This window comes from Acidovorax sp. JMULE5, from assembly GCF_013376875.1.
Classification (GTDB): domain Bacteria; phylum Pseudomonadota; class Gammaproteobacteria; order Burkholderiales; family Burkholderiaceae_C; genus Acidovorax; species Acidovorax facilis.
The window spans coordinates 4,475,637-4,487,560 of sequence record NZ_CP035951.1 but is presented as its reverse complement, the minus strand read 5'-3'; the positions used below and the strand labels follow the sequence as shown (position 1 = coordinate 4,487,560).

Annotated in this window: 14 protein-coding genes; all 14 read right to left on the bottom strand. The window is 59.3% G+C overall.

Annotation, left to right across the window (positions count from 1 at the left end):
- Positions 1-2 precede the first annotated feature (2 nt).
- Entirely contained in the window at positions 3-980 is a 978-nt protein-coding gene (locus EXV95_RS20460; protein WP_176888251.1) for a glycosyltransferase family 2 protein, read from the bottom strand.
- A 158-nt stretch (positions 981-1,138) separates the two neighbouring features.
- Complete coding sequence (locus EXV95_RS20455; RefSeq protein ID WP_255484819.1) at positions 1,139-2,032, bottom strand: peptidyl-prolyl cis-trans isomerase; 894 nt, start codon at positions 2,030-2,032, stop codon at positions 1,139-1,141.
- Positions 2,033-2,055: 23 nt separating this feature from the next.
- Positions 2,056-3,165, bottom strand: a complete 1,110-nt coding sequence (locus EXV95_RS20450) for a VCBS repeat-containing protein (RefSeq protein ID WP_176888250.1) — start codon at positions 3,163-3,165, stop codon at positions 2,056-2,058.
- Between the two features lie 119 nt (positions 3,166-3,284).
- Positions 3,285-4,238: a hypothetical protein gene (locus EXV95_RS20445; protein WP_176888249.1), complete on the bottom strand. Its 954-nt coding sequence runs from the start codon at positions 4,236-4,238 to the stop codon at positions 3,285-3,287.
- A 172-nt stretch (positions 4,239-4,410) separates the two neighbouring features.
- The gene (locus tag EXV95_RS20440) at positions 4,411-4,863 is read right to left on the bottom strand and encodes a hypothetical protein (RefSeq protein WP_176888248.1); all 453 of its coding nucleotides are present in this window, start codon (positions 4,861-4,863) and stop codon (positions 4,411-4,413) included.
- A gap of 74 nt (positions 4,864-4,937) precedes the next feature.
- A complete protein-coding gene (locus EXV95_RS20435; RefSeq protein WP_176888247.1) occupies positions 4,938-6,332 on the bottom strand; it encodes a type II secretion system protein GspD in 1,395 nt (464 codons plus the stop codon).
- Entirely contained in the window at positions 6,308-7,327 is a 1,020-nt protein-coding gene (locus tag EXV95_RS20430) for a hypothetical protein (RefSeq protein WP_176888246.1), read from the bottom strand. Before EXV95_RS20430 ends, EXV95_RS20435 begins: the two co-directional genes overlap by 25 nt.
- 36 nt (positions 7,328-7,363) lie before the next feature.
- Positions 7,364-7,867, bottom strand: coding sequence for a hypothetical protein (locus tag EXV95_RS25045; RefSeq protein ID WP_228897412.1), 504 nt, complete (start codon positions 7,865-7,867; stop codon positions 7,364-7,366).
- Positions 7,864-8,418 (bottom strand): type II secretion system protein GspM, encoded by a 555-nt coding sequence (gene gspM, locus EXV95_RS20420; RefSeq protein WP_176888245.1) that lies wholly within the window; start codon positions 8,416-8,418, stop codon positions 7,864-7,866. The genes EXV95_RS25045 and gspM overlap by 4 nt, the downstream gene beginning before the upstream one ends.
- Entirely contained in the window at positions 8,415-9,416 is a 1,002-nt protein-coding gene (locus EXV95_RS20415; protein WP_055396812.1) for a PilN domain-containing protein, read from the bottom strand. The genes gspM and EXV95_RS20415 overlap by 4 nt, the downstream gene beginning before the upstream one ends.
- A 292-nt stretch (positions 9,417-9,708) precedes the next feature.
- Positions 9,709-10,326: a general secretion pathway protein GspK gene (locus EXV95_RS20410; RefSeq protein ID WP_255484818.1), complete on the bottom strand. Its 618-nt coding sequence runs from the start codon at positions 10,324-10,326 to the stop codon at positions 9,709-9,711.
- Positions 10,326-10,937: a prepilin-type N-terminal cleavage/methylation domain-containing protein gene (locus EXV95_RS20405; protein WP_176888244.1), complete on the bottom strand. Its 612-nt coding sequence runs from the start codon at positions 10,935-10,937 to the stop codon at positions 10,326-10,328. The genes EXV95_RS20410 and EXV95_RS20405 overlap by 1 nt, the downstream gene beginning before the upstream one ends.
- On the bottom strand, positions 10,934-11,386 hold the full coding sequence (locus tag EXV95_RS20400; protein ID WP_176888243.1) for a prepilin-type N-terminal cleavage/methylation domain-containing protein: 453 nt from the start codon (positions 11,384-11,386) through the stop codon (positions 10,934-10,936). The genes EXV95_RS20405 and EXV95_RS20400 overlap by 4 nt, the downstream gene beginning before the upstream one ends.
- Before the next feature lie 76 nt (positions 11,387-11,462).
- Positions 11,463-11,876 (bottom strand): prepilin-type N-terminal cleavage/methylation domain-containing protein, encoded by a 414-nt coding sequence (locus EXV95_RS20395; RefSeq protein ID WP_176888242.1) that lies wholly within the window; start codon positions 11,874-11,876, stop codon positions 11,463-11,465.
- Between the last annotated feature and the right edge of the window lie 48 nt (positions 11,877-11,924).

The window sequence follows — 11,924 nt, the reverse complement described above, 5'->3', positions numbered from 1 at the left end:
GGTCAGACAGCTCCCGCACGCTGCAATTGCTCATCGCGCGACACCGAGCGCAGCAGCCAAGCGGGTAAACGGTCGTGGCGCGTGCCCAGGTATTGCCCCGACACCCTCGCCATTTCAATGAAGCCCATGTAAATTGCATTTTTACAAAGGCGCCAGCCCTGCACCCCCCCGCTACGTAACCAGCCAAGATCCCGCTTTGCCAAGTACAGACCAGACTTCAAAGCCTGCACCAAGCTGTCCTGAATGCGATAGCCAAAGTAGAGATTGAATGAGCGTGCTTCGTCAAAATTGCGCTGCAACGTCTCCCACACACCGAAATCGTGCGAATGGTAGACCACCGCATCTGGCACAAAGGCCTTCGCGTGTCCCGCCTCAATGGCGCGCAGCGCCCATGTCTGGTCCTCTGCAAATGCCACTTCTGGCAAAGGCAGTTGCTCCCACACCGAGCGGCGGATGCATGAATTGTTGCTGGAAAAAAAGTGCAGCCACTGGCGATAACCAGGATCTCTAGCAAACCGGGCGGGGTCTTCAAGGCGAACCACGGACAGCTTGTCGCCAAAGCCGGCAAAATGCTGATTCAGCTCACAGTGCGTAATATGCCGCGCTTGGGGATGGGCTCGATGAGGACCAAAAGCCCCCGCCACACCTGGCTCAGCGTCGCAGCCCTGCACCATGTTGTACAACCATTTGGGGCTCGCAGGTCGCGCATCTTGCGTGATAAATACCAGAAACTGCCCCCTTGCCATGGAAGCCAGTAGATTGCGTGTACGCCCGTGGCCGAACTCTGCCGCAGGAATAGTCTCTACGCGAACACCACGCTGCCGGGCGCATTCCACAGAATCGTCGGATGATCCGGAGTCCACCACAATGACCTCGAATGGCCACGGCGCTTGCTGCGAGAGCACGGCATCCAGCACTTCACCCAGCAAGGGCCCTCCGTTCTTGACGGGGATCAACACGGAGGCGCGCATTTCAGTCATGGGCAGTCAGCATGGAGCTCAGTTGGTGGGAAAGCGCCATGCGCCTTGTGGTCACATTGCGCATTTTGGTTTAACCACCATGGCAATCCGCAAAACCTGCCATTGTACTGCGCCGCCCTAAAACAGCACCCTGACCTCTTGCCTCGACCAAGCTCAAGCTACTTGGCCATCGTCTGCTTCAAGAACATCGCCCTGATGGCTGCGTTGTCCAGCTCCACCCCATACTTCGCAAACAAGTCGCTACGGACTTTCTTAGCCCCTTCCTGGCGGCAGTAAGCTACCGAACGGGCAGGCACAGACAACGCCACCTCTTCCCACGCCAACTGACGGCCTTCACGCTTCTCATTGACCTTGAAGAGATAGGCAAAGTTACCTTCACGCAATGGCCCCACCATTTCGCCTTGCTTTGCTGTAGCCAAAACACGGAGCACGCTGGCTTCTTCGTCAAAAAGCGTAATCCATCCCAAATCACCCTGAGGATCCAGCTTGTAGACAGCCTCTGCCTGCTTGGTCAGGTCATCAAACGACTTCTTGCCTGCAGCAACATCGCCAGCCTCCTTCATCAGCCAGGCAGCAGCCGACTCACCCTCGACGGTTTCAGATGCCGGCAGAATGACGCGACTCAGCCTGGCCATGGGCGGCACCCGGAAAGCCTGAGGGTTATCGTTGAAGTATTGACGCGATGCCTTCTCGTCGGCTGGAGGCGTACAGGCTGGAGCGAGCTTTGCGTACACAGCTTGCGCATAAATATCATCGAACCGCTGCGCCTCCCGCCCTTCTTCATGTGGGACCCCTACCTGCTTACCCTCCAGGGAGAACACCCGCACCGCAGCCATTTCCCGCAACACGGTTTGCACGCCCCAAGCACTGCGACTGGTAGGGCGAAGGTCAACGCGCTTCTCCAAATAAGCCGAAAGATCAGCCTGGCTGATCGTTTCACCATTGGAGAAACGAACCAACGTATCTGACGCATTCGCCAAAGAGGCAGTTGCGACAGCGGCGCACATGATCAAGCTGCGAACCCAGCCCAGATTGCACAGAGTAGATGTCATAGAAATTTCTGCAAAAAACAAACTCACAAGCGTTCAGCGGCGCGATCCCAAAGAGAGCCATAGATCACGTCCACTACTGCATCGACGGAATTGAGCACCACAATATCCTGCTCACCATCGCCATCGACATCGATGAGTTGCAAGCCCGTAGAGAACCCGCTAGTCTTTATCCAACGGGTTTCCAGCACTTTGGCATCGGCATCGAGGCGCTGCAGATAGAGCTTTCCGTCATCAGCCCATGCCACCAAATCGTCAGACAGGGGCGCAACGGCGACGCTGCCGGTCAGAGGTGACTGTATGTATTGGAGTTCCCCGGTTTGCATGTTGATACGGGCATTGCGCGCACCCGTTTCCAGAGCCACATACAGCCATTGCCCCGAAGGAGAAGGCCGCGCGTGGCGCGCCACAGCGCCAAAAGTAGCCAGCACACGGGGAGCAGCAAGGAGGTCAACGTCGGAAACCGCGACCACCTTGCGATCATCCAGACACGCTACGGCAATTCCGCCACCGGCCGTGCCCGGAACTTTGCTCACTTGAACAGGATGCCAAGGCGCCTCACACCAACGCACACTCTTGGGCGCAGCCGCTTGCGCCACACCCTCCTGCCAATCTATCCACGCAACATTCTTGCCACTGTAGGGTGTTGCCAGCATTTTGTATCGACCTTGCGAGGCAGTCACGAGAATGACATCCCGCGGAGCAAAACCTACAGGCGCCTGATGCACCCGTACCAAGCGGTCGCCCTCAACCCTGAAGATATCGAGACTGCCCGTGGCCTCCACGGCAGCAGCCACCAGCGTGTCTGACAGCCAGATAGCGGAGTCTGGATGGTAAGCCACAGACTGGCGATCCAGTTGGCGTGCCGTGCGCCTATTGATCTGCTGCAGAACGACGCGGCCTTCTTCGTGCTCAACATACACGAAACGGCATTCGCCCTTGGCAAAACAACGTACTTCGCCGCCCCAAACCATGTGCGCTTCAATGGCAATTCGATCCGAAGCCTTTTGATCCGTCGGTGCCTTGGCAGAAGGCGCCTCCCCCGTCACAGCAACGGGGGGCGCCTGACAACCCAGCAAAACCGAAATCCCTAGCACAGCAAGCAGTCGGAAAGGAGCGGAGGAAGACAATTTCATAAAGACCCCAAAACATGCAAAAAAAATGGCGCCCAAAGGCGCCATTTTTTGAAGCAGCCCGTAGGGCTACCATTTTTTCTGACTTAGCACAGCAGCTGGTGCTGCGCTCATCGAGAAAATTAGTTGTGCGTGCCAAGGATGGACTGCACAGCACCGAAGGCAGGCATGCTGATCACGCTGTACGTGAACACAGAACCACCCAGGGAGAAGAACGACGAACCGTCAGCACCTGGGAAATCATCAGGCTGCTTAGCCATTGGCGACCACTCGATGAAACCGTCGGCGAAGTTGGCTGGACGGCCAGGGATCGTTTCAGGGTTGAAGAACGACAGTTCAGCTTCCGCCAGAGCGAAGTTCACCGACTTACGGTTTTGAGCTGCGTCGAACATGTTGACCGTGTGGGTACCACGGTGGTCACCAGTCGACCACACCACGATACGCGTTTCCAGACCGGCGTTCAGGGTGTTGTCCACAGCGTAGCGCATTGCAAAGGAAGGCGTAGCCGAAGCAACGCCACCCGTCACGGTACGAGCGCCAGCGACTGCCAGCAGGCTGGTTGCGCCCAGGGTCGTCAGATCAGAGCCAGTAGCCAGGGTCAGAGGACCGTCGATCACAGGAACGTAAGCAACGTCTTGTGCGGTGGTGGTCACTTGGAACGCGCTGGCGCCGATAGCACCGTTGACGGCGACACCTGCGGTGGCATTTGCCACGTTACATGCGGTAGCTGCGGTGGTGCTGGCAGTGTTTGCACCCACAGCGAACACCAAGTAGCCACGGGTACCAGCCAGGCCTTGACCGGCTTGCTGCGACCAGACGAAGGGCTCGAAGTCCTTGTTGGTCATGGGGAAGCAACCGTCGGTGACGTGGTTGGAGTTCGCATCAAAGAACGTCCAGAACACGGGCACAACGTTGCCGGTGTTGTTGACCAGACCCACTGCAGTGGTGTCGGTATCGCCATTGTGGATCACGTTAGGAACCACGAAACCATTGCTGTACGTACCCACGGTGTACGCCTGCGCCACACCAGCACTCAGCGCAGCGGCTGCAACGGCTGCCATTGCAAATTTTTTCATCTTCTCAGTCCTTAGATAATTGAAGGAAGCTTTCCCACCCTGTGCGGGATCTGCAACCCATCCGTACTCCGTTTGGGTTGATGCAATCTTATACTGATACCTTTGATTTTTTCAACCTATTTCCACCAGAAACCCAACACACCCTTGTTTGTTGCACTCAAACAACGAAGTATCACTGGGCTGTTGGAAACATGACACTGCGCCGCTGCACATGGTGCCACACACCGTCAATGCGGCGCCATTCGTCTTCGGTCGCAGCCTCTTGCTTTTTCAAGCGCAGCAACGGCAAAGAGTAGCGCATCCACACATTGACAGTCGCGCGGTCGCCCTCAATGGCGCGCACCCCACGCACCTCCACCGCATCGAATGTAATGCCTCCACGCTTGAGATAGCCCTCCAGGGTGGCGCTCGGATCCTTGGACATCTCCTCATAGGCCCAGGCACTCACGCGGTCGTTTTTCTGAATGAGCGCCCAGTACGCCTTCGACCGGGCCAGAAGTGCAGCTTGGTCATCTTCGGCCGACACCACTGCGCCTCCAGTGGCGGCACAGCCCACCAGCACCGCCAAAACCGCAGGCGCTGCCAAGGTCACGACGAGATGACGACGGGTAACAGGTTTTGTCATGTAAAGAATCTCCTGATTGACTATCTATATATGGGATACGCCACACTGGCTAGGGCCATAGCAGCCAAGCGCAGTCACCGCGAAGGTTGCAACTGGGCATCTGGGGGGCGGAAACTCATGGGTTGGGCCTGCAAGGACAAGGAGCGCATGCGTTCGCGCATCTCCGCACTGGCCGAACGCAGCTGATCATCGTCCTCCAGGGCACGGGGCGTCATTAGCACCAGCAGCTCCGTGCGGTTGCGCTGGTTGGACGTGTTGGAGAACAAGGCGCCCAACAATGGGACGTCTGCAAGCCCTGGCAAACCGCTACGGGTGTTGCTGTCATTTTCACGGATCAATCCACCCAGAACGATGGACTCACCGGAACGCACGGCGACACGCGTTTGTATTTGCCGGGTCTGAAAGGACCGCTGTTTCGTCACATCATCCTCCTCACCCACATCGGTGACTTGCTGAGAGATGTCCATGGAGATCAACCCCCCCGCATTGACGGATGGCGTGACGGAGAGCAGCACCCCAGTGTCTTTGTATGTAATGGACTGACTGATAAAACTACTGCCAGTAGCGGCCGAAGTTGAACTCAGGATAGGTTGTTGCTGGCCGACCTGAATGTTGGCAGTGTGGTTGTTCAGAACCAAGATAGACGGACTGGACAACAACCGCACCTGCTGTTTTGTGGCAACGGCGTTCAGCGCGGCGCGAACCACGTTCGCCTTGCTGATGGTGTACGAAAAACCAGGCACTTTGGGGCCTATGCCACTGGTGCCGAGGTCCAGCAATGCCCCACCTTCACGATCCCTGCTAAGACCGTTTTGCAAGTACCACTCAACGCCGTATTCCAGGTTACCCGTAAGGCTCACCTCCACGATGCTGGCCTCAATCAACACCTGCATTGGAGCCTTGTCCAGTTCGCGCAGAGCCTGCTCGATCCGGCGGTATTCAGTGCGGGGAGCACGAATCAACAGTGCGTTGCGCTTCTCATCCGCAACCACACGCACGTTGCCATCCAATTGGCTTGTCGACGTGAGGGACGTGTTGTTCGAAGATGCTCTATTTCCGCCAGCGCCCAGCGCGGCGTTCATAGGACTACTGCCCGTGCCAGAGCTGCTGCTATTGCCATAGAGGCCGCTGGAACTGCCCGTATTGCCAGTACTGCCCGTACCCAGACCGGAGCCCCCCGCCCCCCGAGAGAACTGCGTGGGCGCCGAGCCCGCCGCGACACCACCCGAGCCGGTTTGCCCGGACTGCCCGCCAAAAAGGCCATTGAGCATTTCCGCCAGCTGCAATGCCGAGCCGTTTTGCACCGGATACACAAACAGGCTGGCCTCCAGCGTATCGGTGGGACGGTCCAGGCGACGGATCCAGGTTTCCACTTGGGCCAACAAATGACTGCGCGGCGTGACCACCACCAGGGCATTCAGGCGCTCAACGGGAAAGACGCGAATCAAGCCACCCAAAGGGGTCGCCATTTGGGCGCCGGCACCGCTGGCACCACCACTTGCGGCCGCACCACCTGCAGCAGAACCCGACGTGCTAGGCGCCCCCCCGCAGGTGCGGCACCAGCCCCCCCATAGGGATCGGAGGATTTGTCGGAGCCTAGCATCGCCTGCAGGGCATCCCGTACCACGTTGACGTTGGCGTTTTCCAACACGAACACCCCCAGCGACATGCCAGAGAGAAAGTCCACGTCGAACGCTTCCACCATTTCCAGCCAGCCACCCAACTGGGCCTTGCTGCCCTGCAGCACCAGCAGGTTGCGCAGGGAGTCCACGTAGACGATGGCCTCACGGGGTGCGATAGGCGCCAGAATCTTGGCCATCTCGGCCGCTGCAATGTGGTTCAAGGGAACGATAACCGTCCCGGCACCCGACAGATCCTTGAATTTGGACGCCCCCACCACCGGGCGCGCGCCCACGGTAACGGTACGCTTGGTCACGTGGTAGACCCCCGCGTTGTCGCGGACGATGGCCAAGTCGTGGGGCAACAGCACCGCATCCAGCACATCCAGAACCTGACTGCGCAGCAGCGGCTGGCGCGTATGCAGGCTCACCACCGTTTCGCCACCAGCGTCGATGGTGTAGTTGAGCTTGAGCAGGTCTCCTAGCAACGCTGTAGCCAAGTTGCTGACAGTGACATTCTCGAAATTGAGTGCCACCTTGTCGCCCTTGGCAAGCACGGGATCGATTGCAGGCGCCTTGTCGCGCTTGAAAAACTGGTCGTTGCCAGGATAAAGCTTGGTGCTGGAAGAGGCATTCTTTTGCGCCTGCTCCTTGGGCGCTGACGCCGCCGGTGCAGGGCTTGGCGCCACTGGCGCAGCCGCAGCTGCAACAGGCTGCGATGGCCCCGGTGCTCCGCCAACCGCGACCTTGGAGTCCGTAACTCCAGACGCCGCAGGACCTCCCTGCGTGCTGGCACAGCCTGCCGCCAGCAATGCGAGCAAGAGGATGGATGGCCGAATATTCATAGAGATAGCTCCAATATTGGGGTACGCCGCTAGGGCTTATTGATTTGTTGCAGGCCTGCGCAGGCGGTCACCGATCGGTCCGGCTTTCACGGCCGCCGCACTTCCCGCTTCCAGCGGGCGCTCTACACGTTGGTCATCCGCAGACACAAAGAGAGCCTTGCGGCCATCAAAGGATTCAACTCGCCAGGGTTTGGTTTCCCCGGTGATCTTGAGGGTGCTGCCATCGGGGCGCTGCAAGATGGCCACACGCTCCTTGCCAGACTCAAATACTGCAGTGAGGCGCGCCTGCAGCAACTCCGTGACCAGACTGGTCTTTTTTTCTTCCACCGCCACCGGGCGCCGCGATGCCCACAACAAGGGGCGCTCCACTGCCTGCTTTGCCCGGACCTTAATCACCGGGGGCATGGGCTCAACCTTTGGAAGATCGGGCCGGCGCGCTTGCGGCGGGTTCCAGCGCTCTTTTTCGGTATGCCACCAGTAAGCGCTCGCAGCCACAGCTACGGCACCCAGGACGGGGCCGACGTACCAGGGTTTGATCATGGCTTGGCCTTTTCTGGTGCCAAGGGGGCCTCCAGCTGCAAAGACAGGCGTGCATTTTGCGGACCCGCGCCAGAACTTGCCCCCTCACGCGTGATGTTGGCGGTGCGCACCCAGAAAGGAGGGCGGTGCGTCTGAAGACTTTCCATAAAGCTCACCAACTTGACCCACTCACCATTCACGGTTGCCGTCAAGCGTATGCGCGCCAGCTTGCCATCCACCCCAGGCTCCAGCGCGACCTGGGATGAAACCAGCGTGCCACCAGAAGCCATGATCATCTGGCGAAGCTTCTGCTGGATATCGTTTTGAGAAGTTTCGCCAGCAGGGTGCACCAGCGGGGCCACCGTACTGCTTGCTGCGCTGAGCAGGGTTTCGATTTCAGCGCCGGCGTTCACCACCCCTTCCAGGCGTTCGCTACGGGGCTCCAGTTGTTGCAGGGCGTTGTTGTAACGCGCCCAGAGAGTGCTGTAAATCAGAGCGGCACAAGCAAAGGCGCCAACAAGCAGCACCAGCAGCAAAACCACCGAATGACGGCGCCATACATTCATTTTCATGGTTTTGCCCCCTCGCCCCGCCAGCGCATTTCAAACGTGAAGCGCTCTTTATTCAGCGTGCCGTCGCGCACATTTGCCCCGGTGGCGCGCACATCCACCAGGCCAGGCTGGCGCCCTAGATGCCCAATAAGTTCGGTAGCATTTGCCGTCAAGCCCGTGATCCGGATTTCGCTACCGTTGACTTCGATGCGATCCAGCCAGGTGTCAGCAGGAATAGCGGCGGAAAGCGCATCCACGACACTGGCGAGAGGCAGGTCCGTGCTGATGTTCTTGCGAAGCTCTTCCGCCAGTTCTGCCTGGCGACGCAGTTCATCCATCTTCTGGCGCAAGGGAGCCGCCTTGGGCTCCAGCATGTTGACGTGCTCCACAGCGCGGACCACGGCCTGGCGCTTCAAGACCAGCGGCATGAGTGCCGGCAATGACAATGCTGCGAGCAGGACAAGCACCAGCCCCACCCCCAACCAATCCATCCAACGCTGGCGGTTGTACTGCTTTTGCCACGCCGCAGTACGGACGGGAAGCGCGCGCCCCTGGCGCATCAGATACACAGGCGCATTTTCGGCAAACCCGTGCTGCGCCATTTGCTCGGCCAGGGTGTTGCGTCGGCACATGCCCCACTCCACCATCCAACCACCTTGGGCTTGAGGTTCTGCCCACCATGCCGCCACAATCTGTTCCGGCGGCATGGGAGAGACCCGCCACAGGGCTTCTTCGACGCCGCCTGCCAACGAGCGCCGCGGCATATCCGGCAACTGCACGGTGCCCCAAAGACAGCCGGACTCCGGTACCAGCAGGCTCGAAGCCTTTCGATTGTTGGCGCGCTTGCGGGCACGGGTTCCAGTGATGGTCCAACGCCCTCCGTCGGACGCAATGGCTGCACTCGCGACTGCAGGCCAGGCGCCATGCTCCATGAGAACGCGCTTGAGATCACCGAAACCCCATGCCATTCGGTCCAGTGTTTTTTGCGCACGAAGAGATAGCTGCCCCCAACCTGTCATGGCTTGAATTCCTGTTCCGGCTTGTTTAAGCGGCGTGTCGGCTCCAAAGAGAGCGTTGTCCAGGGCGTCAGACCACCGGGACGCTCGCTGAGATCGATCCATGCCTCACGCTGCCACCAGCGATCACCTTCAGCCCGCACAAAAGCATTGAGGCGCACTGTCAGACCGCCCCCAGCGCGGGCAGGCGAGAAAAATTCGGCTGCAGCTCCTGTCAAAAGCACGCCAGCCCGCGTTTCCGGTGGGGAGTTGTGAATGCGCGCCCCCAAACCTGGCTGTCCCGTGAGGACGTCGATCAGAGCGGGGGGGCTGAATCGATTTCGATGCGTTGCTGCCCATTGATACCCAAGTGGGGCGCGATTATCTCATAGAGCTCAGACGTCATTCCCAGGACTGATCTCAGTTCAGAAAGGTCATCCAGCGCGCCATTTCGAGGCAGGGAAGGCCAGCCAGCAGCGCGGTATTGGGCAGCCTCAGCCCCGCCCACACCACCTGGCGTGTCGTCAGGGTCGATGAAGTCCCGCACACGTGAAGTCAAGATGGCGGCCTCCCCCGAGGAGAGCCCTCCGGCTCTTTGAAAGAGCGCCTGCAGCAGAGCTTCGCTGGCGACATTGACGTCTACCAGACCTCCAGAGGGCGTGACCTCCACCCAGATGTCATTGGACCCCATTGGCAAACGTTGAATGCGGTACCAGCTGTCTGCGGTCTTTTCGGACATCATTCGCTGCGCTGTCAGTTGAATCGCGGCGTCCAGCACGGACTCTGCTCGCAAGCGTTCCAAATCCAGCGCTGCGCGCTGCGTTTGCTGGCGAATCCCCCGTGAACTCGCCATCACCACCAATGACAAGGACGCAACCAGCCACAGCACCAGAATCAGCGCTGCGCCCCGGCTGCCGCGTTTCCACCGCTTCATCACCTTGCCCTCGCGAGAGGGAACACCAGAGGAGGCCAGTCTCCGCGCGCATCGGCAATTTCCACCCGGATACGGGCCGGGTACTGCGCTTTGGCAGAGTCCCATTGCTGAGTCCACTGACCCGTCAGACCGTCCTGGTAATGCCACTGAAGCGTTCGCACATCCGGCAGAAGTGTTTCGCGCAAAGCCTTGCCCCAGTCCAGCGCCATCAGTGCTCCGTCATAAGGAACGGCTTCTACCGACAGATCGACGCGCCCATCAGCATGGCGCAGGGGGCTCATGCGAAATACGTAGAGTCCCCCAGCATCCCCCCGCTCTGGCAATGGCGCCACCCAGATCGCACCCGCAGCATTTCCGCTAAAGAAATTCACAAAGATGTTTTCGTCGCGCCGACTCAACAAGCGCAGGGTGTCAAACTTGCGCCCAAGCCATTGGCTGACCACCAACATGCGCTCAGAGCGCTCAATGACACGCTGGTTGCGCTCTTCCGAACGCCCGATGACTCCCACGCCCGCAAACATCAGAGCGACCACTGCGGACGTCACGGCCAATGCGACCAGCAACTCCAACAAGGTAAAACCGCGGGAAGTTTTTCGAAAAGAGTGGGTCATGGTGCGGACCTGTAGGGCTTCCATGTGGTCCATGTGACAGCCGTCACACCATCTTTACTGACCTCTACGGTCACCCTTGCCGCACGCAAAGGTGGCCCGGCTACCGGGCGACCACTCTCGTCCATCATTTGGACCGGTTCGGGCGCCACCTGAATCCGCCAACTCCAATCGCCTGCCCGTCCGGAATCCTGTCGCATCAAATCCTCTGCAAAGGTTCCAGCAGCCACTGCCGACCTGGCCACGAGAGAGGCCTCCACCCGAGCCTCCACATCCACCACATTCTTGGAGCCTTGCCCCACGCTGCGGTAAAGACTTGCCAGCGCAATGGAAGCAATTGCCATGGCGACCAAGGCCTCCAGCAAACTGAACCCCCGTTGATTCCGAGGCGCTCGCCTGAATGACTTGAAAATAGGATCAATCAGGGGCAACAGACAGCACGTCACGGTCATGACTGGGCCACGACCATGGATTGCTCCACCGTCCCAAGGAGCCAGTTCACGCGAAAGCTGACGCCCTGCCCACCTCTTAGCACTGCAAGCCGCCCGCCACGTGCGCCGCCGTCGGAATTGAACACAAAATAGGTTCTCCCACGGCAGTTGCAGTTTTGCCAGTGCGCGAATTGCGTTCAATCGCTTCCCACTGAACCACCAGTGATGCAGGCACCTCCAGAGCCAGGCGCCCATCCACCACCAGCCTGCGAATGTCTGGCTGGTAGGTCACGGCCACCGAACGGCCTTCCTGGACGCTGAGCGCACGCGCTTTGTTCAGTTGGCTGGAAACATCCCGTACCGTCTGGTTGTAGCGTGAACGCTCCATGTACGCCTGCCCGCCCGCCCCCACCACGGAGACAGTAATGGCAGCCAGCACCAGCACGACCAGCATCTCCAACAACGTGAAGCCACGGATGCGGAGGTCTGACGCCAACAAAGGGCGGCTCATGCGAAACAAGTCACCAGACGGCACTGGGGAGTGGAAAGCGCAACAGAG